10 protein-coding genes and 1 tRNA gene are annotated in these 15,682 nt (G+C 70.4%); 5 read left to right on the plus strand and 6 right to left on the minus strand.

All coding sequences use genetic code 11. From position 1 onward, the window contains the following. Positions 1–4: 4 nt before the first annotated feature. Genes M4D77_RS12570 through M4D77_RS12580 form a run of 3 tightly spaced genes read right to left on the minus strand, consistent with a single transcriptional unit; the run spans position 5 to position 5,756 of the window. Entirely contained in the window at positions 5–3,934 is a 3,930-nt protein-coding gene (locus M4D77_RS12570; protein ID WP_259936358.1) for an ABC transporter ATP-binding protein, read from the minus strand. Next, positions 3,931–4,689 carry a hypothetical protein gene (locus M4D77_RS12575; RefSeq protein ID WP_259936352.1) on the minus strand — a complete coding sequence of 253 codons (759 nt, stop codon included), beginning with the start codon at positions 4,687–4,689 and terminating at the stop codon, positions 3,931–3,933. The genes M4D77_RS12570 and M4D77_RS12575 overlap by 4 nt, the downstream gene beginning before the upstream one ends. After that, positions 4,686–5,756, minus strand: a complete 1,071-nt coding sequence (locus M4D77_RS12580; RefSeq protein ID WP_068969918.1) for a glutathione S-transferase family protein — start codon at positions 5,754–5,756, stop codon at positions 4,686–4,688. Before M4D77_RS12580 ends, M4D77_RS12575 begins: the two co-directional genes overlap by 4 nt. Before the next feature lie 103 nt (positions 5,757–5,859). Between M4D77_RS12580 and M4D77_RS12585 the strand changes: the two genes are divergently transcribed. The 4 genes from M4D77_RS12585 (at position 5,860) to M4D77_RS12600 (ending at position 11,775) form a co-directional block, all read left to right on the plus strand. Beyond that, positions 5,860–7,416, plus strand: coding sequence for an MFS transporter (locus M4D77_RS12585; protein ID WP_065632830.1), 1,557 nt, complete (start codon positions 5,860–5,862; stop codon positions 7,414–7,416). A 50-nt stretch (positions 7,417–7,466) separates the two neighbouring features. Next, complete coding sequence (locus M4D77_RS12590; protein ID WP_226512999.1) at positions 7,467–8,657, plus strand: exonuclease SbcCD subunit D; 1,191 nt, start codon at positions 7,467–7,469, stop codon at positions 8,655–8,657. Continuing rightward, positions 8,654–11,644, plus strand: a complete 2,991-nt coding sequence (locus M4D77_RS12595) for an SMC family ATPase (protein WP_259936353.1) — start codon at positions 8,654–8,656, stop codon at positions 11,642–11,644. The genes M4D77_RS12590 and M4D77_RS12595 overlap by 4 nt, the downstream gene beginning before the upstream one ends. Positions 11,645–11,699: 55 nt before the next feature. After that, positions 11,700–11,775 (plus strand) — tRNA-Arg (locus M4D77_RS12600). 319 nt (positions 11,776–12,094) lie between these two features. On the opposite strand, the gene M4D77_RS12605 is transcribed toward M4D77_RS12600, so the two are convergent. The 3 genes from M4D77_RS12605 to M4D77_RS12615 all read right to left on the minus strand — a co-directional run bounded on the left by M4D77_RS12605 (position 12,095) and on the right by M4D77_RS12615 (position 14,397). Further along, the gene (locus M4D77_RS12605; protein ID WP_259936354.1) at positions 12,095–12,523 is read right to left on the minus strand and encodes a cyclopropane-fatty-acyl-phospholipid synthase family protein; all 429 of its coding nucleotides are present in this window, start codon (positions 12,521–12,523) and stop codon (positions 12,095–12,097) included. Between the two features lie 80 nt (positions 12,524–12,603). Continuing rightward, a complete protein-coding gene (locus M4D77_RS12610) occupies positions 12,604–13,497 on the minus strand; it encodes a DUF305 domain-containing protein (RefSeq protein WP_259936355.1) in 894 nt (297 codons plus the stop codon). Positions 13,498–13,572: 75 nt separating this feature from the next. Continuing rightward, entirely contained in the window at positions 13,573–14,397 is an 825-nt protein-coding gene (locus M4D77_RS12615) for a DUF3105 domain-containing protein (protein ID WP_259936356.1), read from the minus strand. A gap of 150 nt (positions 14,398–14,547) precedes the next feature. On the opposite strand from M4D77_RS12615, the gene M4D77_RS12620 reads away from it, so the two are divergent. Then, on the plus strand, positions 14,548–15,682 hold a 1,135-nt coding region (locus M4D77_RS12620), incomplete at its 3' end, for an arginine--tRNA ligase (RefSeq protein ID WP_259936357.1).

Consider the following 15,682-nt stretch of genomic DNA (forward strand, 5'->3'; position numbering starts at 1 on the left):
GTTACTACGGAGTCAGTTCCGAGGTGGCCCGCGTGACCGTCGTGGCGGCCCTCCGTGCGCTGGTCGGAGCGGGTGAGTCGGGGCGGGGCACCGCCGGCTCGTCGGGATCGACACCGGCATCCCAGAAGCCGCGGTACCTCTGTCCCAACGCGAGCAGCTCCTCGTGTGTTCCGAGTTCGACGATCCGTCCGCCGTCCACCACCGCGATGGTGTCGGCGCGGGCGGCCGTGGCCAGTCGGTGGGCGACGATCACCGACGTGCGGTGCCGGGTCACCGCCCGACCGGCGGCGAGGACCTGCGCCTCGGTGGCCTGGTCGAGGGTCGCGGTCGCCTCGTCGAGCAGCAGCAGATCGGGCTCGACGAGTTCGGCCCGGGCCAGTGCGATGAGTTGGCGCTGGCCCGAGCTCAGCCCCTGGCCGCGTTCCCCGATGGGATGGTTCATCCGGCCGGGCAGGGCGGTGATCATGCGCAGTGCGCCGACCGCGGCGGCGGCGTCGACGATCGCGGCCCGATCGGCGTCGGGCCGGCCGTAGGCGATGTTCTCGGCGACGGTGCCGGTGAACAGGTGCGGCTCCTGCGGGACGAGGCCGAGCCGCCGCCGATATCCGGCGAGTTCGTAGTCACCGATGTCGGTGCCGTCGACCAGGACCCGTCCGGTGGTCGGATCGTAGAAGCGCGCCAGCAGCTTGACGATCGTCGACTTGCCGGCGCCCGTCCGGCCGACCAGGGCGAGCGACGACCCGGCCGGGATGTGCAGGTCGACGGCGGACAGCGCATCCGTCGTCGAACCTTGGTAGCGGAATCCGACCCGGTCGAAGTCGACGACGCCGTCAAAGCCCCCGTGTGGCGGGGACTCGGCTCTCGTCGAGGTGCGCAGCGAACTCGGCGTGCGCAGCAGGTCGCCGATCCGGCGGAGCCCCACGGCCGCCTGCTGGTAGCCGTCGAAGACCTGCGAGAGCTGTTGCACCGGACCGAACAGCATCGTCAGGTAGAGGACGAAGGCGACGAGTGTGCCCGCCGAGAGCGAACCCGACGCCACCTGCCCGGCGCCGACGCCGAGCGCGATCGCGGTCGCGATGTCGGACATGAGCTGGATGAGCGGGAAGTACGAGGCGATCGCCCGCTGCGAGACCATCCGGGCCTCGACCCATTCTCCGGAACGACGCGCGAACCGGGCCTGGGCGTCGTCGGTGCGCAGGTAGGTCTGCGTGGTCTTGATGCCGGCGATGTTCTCCTGGAAGTCCGCATTGACGACGCTGATCAGCTCGCGCGAGCGCGTGTAGGCGCGGCTCGCGACGCGGCGGAAGACGATCGTCGCGGCGATCAGGAGGGGGAAGACGGGCAGCACCAGGAGTCCGAGCAGGGGGCCGGTGATCAGGAGCGCGACACCGACGCCGACGAGCGTCAGCACCGCCACGATCGCCGAGGTCAGTCCGGTCTGCAGGAACGTCGACAAGGCATCGATGTCGGTCGTCATCCGGGTCATGATCCGGCCCGACAGCTCGCGCTCGTAGTAGTCGAGTCCGAGGCGCTGGATGTGGGCATAACTGCGGATCCGCAGTCCGAACAGCACCCGTTCGCCGGCCCTGGTCGAGGTGATCGCCATCGACGACGCGGCGACCCAGCCGACCCCGACCAGTACGACACCGCCGACCGCGGCCCATAGAAGGGTCGACCCCTCGGTGTGTCCGGTCGAGTCGATGACCGCCCGGGCGATGCTCGGGAAGGCCAGGCCGACGAGCGTGTCGACGGCGATGGCGAGCAGTGCGGCGGCGAGCAGCCACCGGACCGGCGCGAGGAGTCCGCGCAGGGTGAAGACCGGGTTCTCGCGTCGGGCGGCGGCGACGTCGACCTCCGGCCGCTCGACCGCCGGGGGGAGCGCGTCCACCGAGGCCTGGAGCTGGGGGGTGGCCGGCATCGAACCGAGCGCGCTGGCCACGCCGCCGCCGCGACCGGTCCGTGAGCCCGCCCCCATCGCCGGAGAGGTCCGGGCCGCGACGTCGATCGAGTCGGAAGCTACTTCGGGCCACAGGCTCTCGATCTCGGTCGGGCCCGGTCCGCGCAGCGGTGGCGCGGTGTCGGCGACCGGGGCCGCGCCGGGGATGTCGTCGTGGACGCCGTCGGGTGCCGGTTGCGTGGTGCTCGACATCAGCCCGCGGAAGCGCGGTGAGGTCGCCTCGAGTTCGGCGAGCGTCCCCAGCGCGGTGATCCGGCCGTTGTCGAGCACCGCGACGCGATCGGCGAGGACGAGCGTCGAACGTCGATGGGCGAGGACCAGCATCGTGGCGCGGCGGTCGCGGAGCCCGCCCAGGATGCGCGCCTCGGTGGTCGCGTCCACCGCGGACGTCGCGTCGTCGAGCACGAGGATGCGGGGGTCGGCGAACAGGGCGCGTGCCAGGGCGATGCGCTGACGTTGCCCGCCCGACAGGGTGAGTCCGCGTTCGCCGATGACGGTGTCGTATCGGTCGGGGAGCGCCTCGACGAATTCGGCGGCGTCTGCCGCGGCGGCTGCTGCCCGAACCCGGTCGGCGGTGTCGGCCCCGGCGGCTGCCGGGCCCATCGCGATGTTCGCGGTGATGGTGTCGGAGAACAGGAACGGCTCGTCGAACACGACGGCGACGGCACGGTGGAGTGCCTCGGGCGCGAGGTCGTCGATCCGGTACCGGGACGGCTCGTCACCGGCGCTCTCGCCGAGCAGCGAGATCGTCCCGGAGTCGGGTCGTTCGAACCGGCTGACCAGGTCGGCGATGGTCGACTTGCCGGAACCGGGCGGACCCACGATCGCCACACATTCGCCCGGCTCGATCCGCAGGTCGATACCGGACAGCACGGCGGGCGGGTCGTCGGCGTCGTGGGTGTGGTGGGCGAACCCCACACCGTCCAGTTCGACGCCCAGGGGGCCGTCGGGCAGCGTGCCGGTCGCGGTGTCGCCCGGATCGTGGGGATGGTCGATGACGTCGTAGACGCGTTCGACGGCCGCCCGCGCCAGCTGGGCGTTGACGATCAGGTTCGTCAGCAGTCGGGCGATGCCGGTCATGGTGGCGACGTACGTGCTGAACGCGACGAAGGTGCCGGCCGTGATCGCGCCGGTCATCGTGAGGTAGCCGCCCACGACGATCACCCCGACCATGCCCAGCTGCGGGATGGCGGCCAGGGTCGGGGCGAATCGAGCATTGATCCGGGCGGCGCGGAGTCGGCGAGCGAACACCGTCCGGCACCGGGTGATGAGGTCGTCGACCGCGCGTTCCTCCTGGCCGAAACCCTTCACGACCCGCACGCCGGTGACGGTCTCCTCCACGTGCTGGGCGACGTCGGCGGCGGCCTGCTGCGCCGACCACGTCGCCGCGAACAGCCGGCGCCGGGTACGCCACACCTCGAGGGCGATGAGCGGGGCGATCAGCAACGCCACCCCGGTCAGGAGCGGCGACAGGTACGCCATGATGGCCAGGGCCACGACCATCTGCACCGCGGCGCCCAACGACAGTGGCGCCATGGCCAGCAGACTCTGGACGACCTGGATGTCGGAGATCGAGCGGGACACGATCTGTCCGGTGCGGATCTGGTGCTGGCTGCGGCCGTCGAGGTGCAACAGGGTGTCGAGGAGTCGGAGTCGCAGCGTGTTCTGCACGTTCACCGCGAGCCGTCCCGCGAACACCCGCCGGCCGAGATGGCAGGCGTAACGGACGACGGCGAAGACGACCAGCGCGATGATCACGGTGCGTAGCGAGAGGCCGTCGTCGACGACGCCGGTGGCGTGGTCGATCGCGGCCTTGGTCAGCAGCGGCATCAGGACGTCCACCCCAACGGCGACCAGGGTGAAGATCATCGTGACGACGACGACGCGTCGGTATCGCCATGACTCACCGAGGAGTCGGCGGATCCAGCCGGGCGCGGCTGCCGACGACTGCGGGTGCGGTGCGGCCGCCGCGGTCACCACGAACCGGGTGGGAGCGGATCCGGGGTGGGTGCTTCACTGAAGTCGACGTCGATGACCCACGTCCGGGGTGCCGGCCCGAACGCCTCGCGCGCGTTGTGGACGACCTTGCGGCCGAGGGCGCGACTCCCCACACCACCGATGACCGCACCGATACCGGCGGGCATGAGCCTGCCGAAGATCAGCGGCGCCCGGCGGATCGCGTACTTCTTGACGAGTTTGTTCACCAGGGTCTTGTTCAGTTTGGTGATCGCACCGGATGGCAGGGCGGCTCCACCGAGCCGGCGCAGCGCACCGCCTCCGGTGCCGACCACGCGACCGAGGGCCAGCACACCCTCTTCGCCCAGCGCGACGGTCATGACCAGGGCCTTGCGACGCTCGGACTCGTGCACCGGGATGCCGTGCACCTCGGCGATCGACAGCGCGAGCAGGGCCGACGCCTCGAGGAAGAACGCCGTGTCCCCGGTCATCGCCCCGAACGCGGTCATCGTGCCGACACCGGGCACCGCGGCCGCCGCGCCGACGGCGCCGCCGGAACCGGTGACCGCGTTCAGATAACGCTTCTCGAGCCGCTCGATGATCTGCGCGGGTGAGTCGTCGGGGTACTTCCGCCGCAGTGAATCGACGTACTTCTTCACCGCGGGTGCCTGCAGTCGCTGTGCCCGGTCCAGGATGCCGCCGGTCACCTCGACGGCCTTGCCGGGGGGCGTACGGCCGTGGTCTGCCGAAAGTCCTTGTGACGCCTTGTCTTTCATTCCGCCGCCGCTCGTTCCGTCGGTACCCAGTCCGCTGCGGGCACGACCTCGGCCGGTGGTGGGGGACCGGGGGGTGTGCCGTCACCGAACGGGCGACCGCCCAGGTCGTCGCGATGGTGTGCGGTGAGCCAGCCGCGGAGGTCCGGGCCCTTCGGCACGATCTGCGTGGGATTCACGTCGGTGTGGACGATGTAGTAGTGCTGTTTGATCTGGGTGAAGTCGGTGGTGTCGCCGAAGCCGGGCGTCTGGAACAGGTCCCGGGCGTAGGCCCACAGCACCGGCATCTCGCTCAACTTGCTCCGATTGCACTTGAAGTGGCCGTGATACACCGCGTCGAATCGCGCCAGGGTGGTGAAGAGCCGGACGTCGGCCTCGGTGATGGTGTCGCCGACCAGGTAGCGCTGCGTCGACAACCGCTCGGACAACTCGCCGAGTTTGGTGAACAACCGGTCGTACGCCGCGTCGTAGGCTTCTTGGCTGCCGGCGAATCCGCAGCGGTAGACGCCGTTGTTGACCTCCGTGTAGATGCCGTGGCTGACCTCGTCGATCTCGTCGCGCAGACGCTCCGGGTAGAGCTCCGGCGCGCCGTCGCGATGGAAGGCGGTCCATTCCAGCGAGTAGTCGATGGTGATCTGCGGGAAGTCGTTGGTGACGACCTCGCCGGTCGGCACGTCGACCATCGCCGGCACGGTGATCCCCTTCGGGTAGCCGGGGATCCGCTTCTCGTAGGCGTCCTTGAGTCGCGGGATCTGCAGGACCGGGTCCACTCCGCCGGGGTCGAGGTCGAAGGTCCACGAGTTCTTGTCGTGCGTGGGACCGCACAGCCCGAGCGAGATGGCGTCCTCGAGGCCGAGTAGCCGCCGCACGATGAGGGTCCGGTTGGCCCACGGGCAGGCCCTGGCTGCGACGAGCCGGTACCGACCGGCCTCCACCGGATAGCCGTCCCGGCCGTCGGCGGTGATGCGGGTCTCGATGTACTTCGTGTCCCGGACGAACTCCTCGCCGGTCATCACGTACGAACCCTGTTCGCCCTCGGACGCGGTGCTCTGCTCGGACTCTGTGCTCATGGGCTCCACAGTAATGATCCGGAGCGACATCCCGCCCCGAGCTGCCGCGAAACCCGTGATCGCGCGGGCCGTTCACGAATCGGACAGGTCTAGCATCGAGGAAATGCAGTCGAGCGACGCCGCCCGCGGCCAGAACGCGGGCATCGACGAGATGGTCACCGGCCGCCCGTGGGCCGCGATGCTGGCGCTCTGCGTGGGCTTCTTCATGATCCTCGTCGACATGACGATCGTGGCCGTGGCCCAGCCGCGTATCCAGGCCGACCTCGACACGAATGTCAACGGCGTCGTCTGGGTCACCAGTGCGTACCTGCTCACCTACGCGGTGCCGCTGCTGATCACCGGTCGCCTGGGTGACAAGTTCGGCCCCAAGACGATGTACCAGCTCGGTCTGGCGGTCTTCACCGCGGCCAGCCTCTGGTGCGGCCTGTCGTCGTCGATCGGTGAGCTGATCGCGGCCCGCGGTCTGCAGGGTGTCGGCGCCGCCCTCATCACCCCGCAGACGATGGCGCTGATCACTCGCATCTTCCCGGCCGAGAAGCGCGGCGCCGCAATGGGCGTGTGGGGCACGGTCGCCGGCGTGGCGACCCTCGTCGGTCCGTTGCTCGGCGGCGTGCTGACCGACGCGTTCGGCTGGGAGTGGATCTTCTTCATCAACCTGCCCGTCGGCCTCGCCGGTCTCGTCCTCGCGGCCGTTCTCGTCCCGCGGGTGAGCACGAACGACCACCAGTTCGACTGGATCGGGGTCGGCCTGTCCGCGGTGGGGCTGTCCGCGTTGGTGTTCGGCATCCAGGAGGGGGAGACCTTCGACTGGGATACCTGGATCTGGCTGCTCATCGTCGGCGGAGTCGTGGTCCTGGGGGTCTTCGTCTACTGGCAGTCCCGCATCCGCACCGAGCCCCTGGTCCCGTTGTCGCTGTTCCGCGACCGTAACTTCTCGCTGTCGACCATCGGCATCGCGTCGATGGGCTTCGCCGTGTCGGCGATGATGATCCCCCTGACGTTCTTCCTCCAGCTCGTCGGCGGGATGTCGCCGACGGAGTCGGCGGTCGTTCTGGTGCCGATGGCGGTGCTGACCGGTGTCCTGGCTCCGATCGTGGGCCGGGTGGTCGATCGCGTCCACCCGCGCACGATCGTGTCCTCGGCACTGCTGCTGAACGCGATCGCCATCGCGTGGTTGGGCTTCGTCGCCCGCCCGGAGACCCCGGTCTGGTTGATCGTGATTCCGTTGTGCCTGATGGGTGTGGCCTCGGCCGGTATCTGGGCGCCGCTGGCCGCGACCGCCACCCGCAATCTGCCGTGGCATCAGGCCGGGGCCGGGGCCGGCGTCTACAACACCCTGCGGGTCATCGGTTCGGTTCTCGGCTCCGCCATGATCGGAGCGCTTCTGCAGACCCGGCTGGCGGCCGAGCTGCCCGGCGTCGACGCCGAGAACGCCCAGGACGGTGCGGCCGGGCAACTGCCGGAGTTCCTGCGCGAGGGGTTCGCGACCGCCATGGGGCAGTCGCTCTACCTGCCCGCGGCCGCGCTGCTGATCGGCGTCGTGGCGACCTTCTTCTTCGTCCGGCCCGCGCATCAGACGGTCCCACCGCAGGTCGTCGACCCGTACGCGGTGGGCGCCGACGCCGGTCGGTCCGAGTCGGTGCCGGGGTCGACGGCGTAGGCGAGCGCGCGTCCCACGATCTGTCGGCACCCGACCGTAAGGTTGCGCCCATGCGGATCGTGCACACCTCCGACTGGCACCTGGGCCGGACGTTCCACGGGGTCGAGCTGCTCGCCGACCAGCGTCGCGCACTGTCGCATCTGGCCGCACTGGTCGCCGCGGAGTCGGCCGACGCCGTCATCGTCGCCGGTGACGTGTACGACCGGTCCGTCCCGTCCGCCGACGCGGTCCGCGTGTACGACGAGGGCCTGGCCGAGATCGCCGCTGCGGGAGCGCAGATCGTCGTCACCTCGGGCAATCACGACTCGCCCACCCGCCTCGGTGCGGGGTCGGGATTCGCCGCCGCCGGTGGCCTGCATCTGCGGACCTCGATCGCCGACATCGACCGTCCGGTCATCCTGTCGGACGCCCACGGAGACGTCGCGTTCTACGGCATCCCCTATCTCGAACCCGACACCGCGCGACGCCACCTCGGCGTCGAGTCGATCGGCGGGCACACCGCTGTCCTCGACGCCGCCATGACTCGCGTCCGCACCGATCTGGCTGCGCGCCGGGTTCGGTCCGTGGTCGTCGCCCACGCCTTCGTCAGCGGGGCCGCGGCCTCCGGTTCGGAGCGCTCGATCAGTGTCGGCGGGGTGGAAACGGTTCCCGCCGAGACGTTCTCGGGCGCCGACTACGTCGCCCTCGGGCATCTGCACTCGCCGCAACGTGTCACCGACACGGTCCGTTACAGCGGTTCGCTGCTGCCGTACTCCTTCGGTGAGCGAACCCACCGGAAGGCGGCCCTGGTGGTGGATCTCGACGCCGACGGCGTCGCCGAGGTCCGCGCACACGAGCTGCCCGTCGTCCGCGAACTGAGCTCTCTCACCGGCGTTCTCGGCGACCTGCTGACCGACGAAAGGTACGCCGCGGCGCAGGACCACTACGTCGAGGTGACGCTGACCGACCCGGTCCGCCCGACCGACGCGATGCGTCGGCTGCGCGAGCGGTTCCCGTTCGCGGTCCATGTGCAGTGGGAGCGGCCGCATTCCGGCTCCGGCGTCGACTACCGTTCCCGCGTGCGCGGCCGGACCGACGCCGAGATCGTTGCATCGTTCATCGAGGACGTACGCGACGAGCCGACGAAGGGGGAGCGGGTGCTCCTCGAACGCGCACTCCGCGCCGTGGTCGGCGAACCCGAATCGGATGCGGCCGAACTGACCCTGTTCGACATCGAGGCGATCGTCGCGGAGTCCGCATGAGGCTGCACCGTCTGCGCGTCCGGGCCTTCGGTCCGTTCGCCGACGAGATCACGGTCGACTTCGACGACCTCGGCGGTGACGGACTGTTCCTGCTGCACGGCCAGACCGGCGCCGGCAAGACCACGGTCCTCGACGCGGTCGCCTTCGCGCTGTTCGGCCGGGTACCGGGCGTGCGCGACACCAACCGGCGCCTGCACTCGGATCACGCTGCGGCCGAGGATATCCCGGAGGTCGAACTCGAGGCGACGATCGCGTCCCGCCGACTCCGGATCACGCGGTCGCCCGAGCACGAACGACCCAAGAAGCGCGGCGACGGCACCCGCAAGGTGAATGCCCGGGCGACTCTCGTGTGGGTCGACGGATCCGGGCCCGACCTGACCCGCATCCCCGAGATCGGCGACGCCGTGGTCCGGCTGCTGGGGATGAGTGCCGATCAGTTCTTCCAGGTGGTCCTGCTGCCGCAGGGCGACTTCGCCCGATTCCTGCGCGCGCACTCCGATGAGCGGGAAGCGCTGCTGGAGCGGTTGTTCGACACCGAGCGGTTCGGTGACCTCGAGGAGTGGTTGCGTGACCGCGCGCGGGAGAGCGCGGCGAAGCTGACCGAACAGACCGCCGTGCTCGACCGGGTCGCCGGTCAGATCGTGGCGGTGGGCGGGGTCGAACCGACCGCCGAACCCGACTTCGACTGGGCGCAGGAATGTCTCGAGCGTGCGCGCACCGCCGCGGAGCGCATGCGCCTCGAGTCAGGTGCGGCGCAGGCCGCGGCCGACCAGACGCAGGCCGCGTACGAGAGCGGGAGCCGGCTCGCCGAGCTGCGTCGCCGGGGGCGTGCGGCCACCGAGCGACTCGCACGGCTCGCGGACGGCGAAGCCGCTCTGAGCGCGGCGGCACAGGCTCGTCGGCAGGCCCTGCAGGCGGCGCCCATCGTGCCGCTCGCCGACGACGCCGACCGTGTCACTCGCGAACTCACGGTCGCCGAGCAGGCCGTCACGCGTGCGCACGCCGAGCTGTGCGCGCTGCCGGAGGGTGAGTCGCTGTGCGCCGTCGGGTCAGACGAGGATCTCGACGCACGCCTGGATGCGGCGATCGATCGCTGGACCGAGGAGTCGGGGCGGTGGGAGCCCCTCGCCGAACGCGTCGCGCAGCGGCCGGCTCTGGTCGCCGAGATCCAGACCCTGGACTCGGCCATCGTCGAGGCGGACCGCCGCACTGCCCAGACCCGGACCCTGCTCGACGCCGCGCCGGAACGTCGCGCAGAGGCCCTCGCCGCGCTGGCGGAAGCGGGGGAGTTGCGGATGCAGGTTCCGAAACTCCGGGCCGAGCGCGACGCACTCCGCCGCGTACGCGAGGCACACACCGACCGGGACGCGGTGCTGGTCCGGCTCGCGACTGCCGAGAAGGAGTTGCTCGACGCCCGCGACGCCCATGCCGCTGCGCGAGAGCGCGTGCTCGACGCCCGCGAGCGTCGCCTCGCCGGGATGGCAGTGGAACTGGCGGGCGGGCTCGTCGAGGGTGAACCCTGCGTCGTGTGTGGTTCGGCGACGCACCCTCGACCGGCCACCGACGACGGCGGCGTCCCGGCGTCCGAGGTCGCGGTCGACGAAGACGCGGCAGCGGCCGCCGAGGAGCGGGCGAGCGCGATCAAGGCCATCGCGCAATCTGCGGTGGCGGCCCTCGTCGAACGCCGTACGCATCTCGACGCCGTGATCGGTGGTGCTCGTTCCGACGCCGTCGACGCCGACCTCGCCCGGGTGGGCGCCGAACTGGCTGCCGCGGAACGTACCGCGTCGCGACTGCCCGCGCTGCAGACGGCGATCGATCGGATCGACGCCGAGGTCGATGCATGGCGCACCACCCTCGCCGACGACGAGTCGGCCCAGTCCGCCCGTCGCGAGCGGGTGACCGCGTTGCGGCAGACCCTCACCGAGCTCGATGAGGCCGTCCGGGAGGCAACCGGCGGCCGCGGCGGGGTCGCCGAGCGGCGCCGTGAGCTCGCCGAGCTGGTCCGTCGCACCCGTCGTCACCGGAACGCCCGGCAAGAAGCCGCGCGAGCGCGGGACCGGGTCGCCGAGGCGACCGATCGATTGTCCGCGGCGTGTGCCGACGCCGGGTTCGACGATGTCGCCGCCGTCCGAGCGGCATCCGTCCCGGACAAGCAGATCGCGGCGTGGGACACGCTGCTGCAGGAGGCCGCGAGTCTGCGCGCCGCTGCCGAGGAGACCCTCGCCGACGAGGATGTGCGCGCCGCGATGTCGGCTCCGGAGCCGGATGTCGAACAGCTCACCGCAGACCGTGATGCCGCCCGCCGCCGCCTGGACACCGCCGCGAAGGAACACGCCGTGGCCGGCCGGCAGGCGGCCGACCTCCAGGAGTACGTCACCCACTTCTGGGAGGCCCTCGACGCCCTGGCGCCTCTGCAGGCACGCCACGCCGAACTCCAGGGACTCGCCGAATTGGTCAGCGGGCGCGGACAGAACGCGCGCCGGATGTCGCTGCGGTCCTACGTGCTGGCCGCGCGTCTCGACGAGGTCCTCGTCGCCGCGTCGGGTCGTCTCCGCGAGATGTCCTCGGGGCGTTACGAATTCGTCCACACCGACGCCGCGGGTGTCCGGGGCCGGCGTGGCGGCCTCGGTATCGAGGTCCGCGACGAGTACACCGGCGCGCTCCGCCCGACGACGACGCTGTCCGGCGGCGAGACCTTCTTCGCATCGCTGGCCCTCGCACTCGGACTCGCCGATGTCGTCTCCGCGGAGTCGGGCGGCCGCGTGCTCGACACGATCTTCATCGACGAGGGATTCGGCACCCTCGATCCCGAGGCGCTCGACCTCGTCATGGGGGTCCTGGATGACCTGCGGGCCGGTGGGCGTGTCGTCGGCGTGGTGAGTCACGTCGACGAACTCCGGGCACGAATCCCGGCCCAGCTGCACGTCCTCCGCGGCGAGCACGGGTCGTCGGTCCGAGTGCAGAGCCCGCTCGGCGTGTCCTGAGCTGCCGATTGGGTTGTCGGCGGATCGGTGCGCTAGGCTGAGTCCCGCCCGATGAGCCCCCGTAGCTCAGGGGATAGAGCGTCTGCCTCCGGAGCAGAAGGCCATAGGTTCGAATCCTATCGGGGGCACCAGTAGCACTGACCGGCGTAGCCGTTCTTCCCGGGAGTCTCCGGGGCCCGATCCCATAATCCCTGGCCTCTGCGCTGAACAGGTGGGCTTGGCGGGGTATGTGCCATTGTCAGGCGGCTTCTGCCGCGTTCAGCAATAGGTATCGGATACCGATACCTATTGCTGAACCGAGCAGCCCGGAGGATGTTCCCTCACACGTACGGCTCTCCCGGCGCCTCCATGCCTGATGCGGTCCGCCACCGGCACGCGGCGCTGGGCAGCAGCGTGCCACAGCCCCGGCGTGATCGCCACAGTTCCACGCGCACGCGGTGCTGATCTGCCTCAACTCGCCGGCAACTCGATGCGCCGCAACGGATCACCGCCGTCGACAAGCAGCACTCCGCCCGGACGCAGCGCCCGGGCCACGGCCCCCACGGCCGCGTCGTAGAGATCGGGGTGTCGCCCGTCGAGTGCGCCGACGCGCAGCGCGAACGCCACGTCGAACGGGATGCGCGCGCCGAGGTCGAAGTCCTCGATGGCGCTGCAGTCGAAGTCGAGTCGGTCCGGACCGAAGCCGCCGGCGATCGCGGCCCGGCGGGCGGCGTTCACGGCTTGAGGCGACCGATCGATGCCGAGTACGAAGCCGTCGGGTTCCACCCGCCGCGCCACCTCGCGTGCTGCCGGCCCGGGTCCGCAGCCGATCTCGAGGACGCGCAGACCAGGGGCCAGTGGCAACGCGTCGACCGCGGCAGCGAGGCGTGGTGAGAGCATGCCGCCATCATCGCCGTTCGCAGAACCGCGTGGCCCGACTGAACTTGCTCACCTCACCGGCGTACCCGCCGTGCGGGCGCTCAGTTCATCGGAAGCGGTTGGGCGTCACGCAGGGCCAGCATCTGGGTGATGATGGCGATCTCCTTGTCCTGGGTCCGTTTCATGCTCGACGCCAGGTCGCGGACGTAGGCCTGCTCGACGTTGGCCGGGTCGGCGGCGTACTCCATCATGTGCAGACCGCCCTCGTGGTGACGCAGCATCAGCTGGAGGAATCGGATGTCGACCTCGGGACCCCGCATCGCGCGGAACTGTTCCATCTCCGCGGACGTCGCCATCCCGGGCATCGGCGGCTGTTCGGCGTCGGAGTCCGCGGCACCTGAGGCGGGTGCGCCGGAGGCGGGTGCGGACATGTCCCCGTGATCCATGTCTCCGTGGTCCATGTCCCCGCGGTCCGAACTGCCGTCGCCACCGTGGCCGTGATCGTGACCGCCGCCGGTGTGATCCGCGGGATCGGAGTGGTCGTGCCCGTCGGTCTCGGAACCGCCGTGGCCCATCCACGCCATGGTCGCGCCGGGGTTGGTGACGGGCTGACCCCAACGGGTCAGCCACGACTGCATCTGGCCGATCTCATTGCTCTGGGCGGTGAGGATGTCGAACGCCATGCTCCGCACCTCGGGGTCGGTGCCGTGTTCGAGTTCGATGGCGGCCAGTTCCACACCCTGCTCGTGGTGGCGGGTCATGTCCTGCGCAAAGCCGACGGCCGCCGAGTTCGCAGCCGGGGAATCGTCGCCGGTGGAGTCGTCGGCGAGGCTCGCCTGGATCAGCAGTCCCAGGCCGAGACCGAACAGGAGGAGTGCGGCGCCGCCCAGGGCGAGCAGGATCCGTGGGCGCGACGACGGCTCGGCCGTGTCGTACGGACCCTCGGGAGTCGTTGTCCCGGCCCGCGATTCGGGCCGGTCGCTGTTGTCGGTCATCGCTGGTCCTCACCGATCTCGTCGGGGCGTGCGGCCCGGTCCGTTACCTGGTCTGCTGCTCGGAGGGAACCCGCGTCAGCCCGCGGGCTGCGGGTTGCCGCTGCCGCCATCCATCGGGACGGCGTCGGGGCCGGGCTCACCCTCGTCGGCCGGCGGGGGGTTCGACGGATCGAACCCGGGGATGGCGGTACAGGTGGCCTGGGTCTCGGGGTATGCGGCGGTCTGCGGGTTCTCCGGGTACACCCCGGGCATCATGTTGCGGCGTAGCGCGGTGATGAACTGGTTGACGCGCGGATCGCGGGCGGATTCGAGCTTGAGCTGGTGTCCCCAGCTCTGCAGCGACACCGGCTGGTCGAGTCCGGGGTAGGGCGAGAGGAACAGGTACTGCTCACCGCGGACGAGCTGCTTGAGGTAGTCGAGGTCCTCGGGTGAGATCGTGTCCGGGTTGTAGGTGATCCAGACCGCGCCGTGTTCCAGGGCGTGGACGGCGTTCTCCGACCGCAGCGGGTTCGGGTAGACGACGCCGGTGCAGGTCGCCCAGATCTCGTCGTGCGGTCCGCCGAACGGAGGCGACTGGTCGTAGGCGACACGCTGGGTCGCGGTGACGTGCCGGGCGGCCTCGTAGTAGCGCTTCGTCACACCCGGGATGTTCGCCGACGGATCGGGATTCTGCGGTGAGGGCACGAACTCGGACACCGTTTCCACGGCGAAGTCGTCCTTCTGTTCGGCCCGCCGCTCGTTGAACTTGGGGACGAGGTAGATCGCGAGTCCGGCGATGAGGCCGATGACCACCACGACGGCGCCGATCAGCATCCAGTCGACCTGACGTCCCGTCGCCGAGGGAACGGATCCTGCTCGCTTGCGGGACTTGGGGACGTTCGCCCCTGGTTTGCGCGCCATTGACTTCTTTCCTCGTCCGACTGCGGGGGCCGAGCGAACCCGCGGCAGACCCGGCCCGCGCTCGGCGCACACGAGTGTACTGGTGGGCCCGATGGGTGGAGCAGGGTGCGATTGTCGGTGTAGTGGCCGCGGCCAATAGGATGGTGTCCTGTGACTCCCGCCGACCTGGCCGCGCTGCTGCGCGACGTGACCCTGACCGTGGTCCGCGACCGCGGACTGGACGAGAACCTGGTGCCCGACTCCATCGTCGTCGAGCGCCCCCGTCACGCTGACCACGGCGACTATTCCACCAACGTCGCCCTGCAGATGGGCAAGCGGCTCGGCGTGAACCCGCGGGAACTCGCCGGCTGGCTCGCGGAGGCGTTCGCCGCGGCCGAGGGTGTCGCGAAGGCCGAGATCGCCGGTCCCGGGTTCGTGAACCTCTGGCTCGGGGCCGCCGCGCAGAACACCGTCGTCGCGGCGGTGCTGGCCCGGGGTGCGGACTACGGCCGCGGAAACGAACTCGCCGGCTCGGTCATCAACCTCGAATTCGTGTCGGCCAATCCGACCGGGCCGATCCACCTGGGCGGTACCCGCTGGGCGGCCGTCGGCGACGCGCTCGGCCGCGTGCTGGCCGCTCGCGGTGGTGCGGTCACGCGCGAGTACTACTTCAACGACCACGGTGCCCAGATCGACCGGTTCGCCCGGTCGCTGGAGGCCGCGGCACTGGGCAACCCGACCCCGGAGGACGGCTACGCGGGCGATTACATCGCCGACATCGCCGCGAAGGTCGTCGAGACGGTCCCCGAGGTGCTGTCGCAGCCCGACGCCGACCGCCTCGAGACGTTCCGTTCGGTCGGGGTGGACCTGATGTTCACCCACATCAAGCAGAGCCTCCACGACTTCGGCACCGACTTCGACGTCTTCACCCATGAGGACAAGATGTTCGCCACCGGCCTCGTCGACGAGTGCATCGGCGAGCTCAAGGCCAACGGCAACCTGTACGAGAAGGACGGCGCGTGGTGGCTGCGGTCCACCGAGTTCGGTGACGACAAGGACCGTGTGGTCCTCAAGAGCGACGGCAACGCCGCCTACATCGCGGGCGACATCGCCTACTACCGTGACAAGCGCAACCGCGGCTTCAACCTCTGCATCTACATGCTCGGCGCCGATCACCACGGGTACATCAGCCGGCTCAAGGCCGCGGCGGCGGCGCTCGGCGACGACCCGGCCACCGTCGAGGTGCTGATCGGCCAGATGGTCAACCTCGTGCGCGACGGCACGCCGGTTCGTATGAGCAAGCGTG

This window comes from Gordonia sp. p3-SID1431 (genome assembly GCF_025143765.1).
Classification (GTDB): Bacteria; Actinomycetota; Actinomycetes; order Mycobacteriales; family Mycobacteriaceae; genus Gordonia; species Gordonia hongkongensis.

What these genes read in the sequence shown, in the direction of transcription:
- M4D77_RS12585 (WP_065632830.1), top strand. Translation starts at nt 5,860, where the DNA reads ATGCAGTCGAGCGACGCCGCCCGCGGCCAGAACGCGGGCATCGACGAG.
- M4D77_RS12590 (WP_226512999.1), top strand. Translation starts at nt 7,467, where the DNA reads ATGCGGATCGTGCACACCTCCGACTGGCACCTGGGCCGGACGTTCCAC.
- M4D77_RS12595 (WP_259936353.1), top strand. Translation starts at nt 8,654, where the DNA reads ATGAGGCTGCACCGTCTGCGCGTCCGGGCCTTCGGTCCGTTCGCCGAC.
- M4D77_RS12580 (WP_068969918.1), bottom strand. Translation starts at nt 5,756, where the DNA reads ATGAGCACAGAGTCCGAGCAGAGCACCGCGTCCGAGGGCGAACAGGGT.
- M4D77_RS12615 (WP_259936356.1), bottom strand. Translation starts at nt 14,397, where the DNA reads ATGGCGCGCAAACCAGGGGCGAACGTCCCCAAGTCCCGCAAGCGAGCA.
- M4D77_RS12610 (WP_259936355.1), bottom strand. Translation starts at nt 13,497, where the DNA reads ATGACCGACAACAGCGACCGGCCCGAATCGCGGGCCGGGACAACGACT.
- M4D77_RS12605 (WP_259936354.1), bottom strand. Translation starts at nt 12,523, where the DNA reads ATGCTCTCACCACGCCTCGCTGCCGCGGTCGACGCGTTGCCACTGGCC.
- M4D77_RS12575 (WP_259936352.1), bottom strand. Translation starts at nt 4,689, where the DNA reads ATGAAAGACAAGGCGTCACAAGGACTTTCGGCAGACCACGGCCGTACG.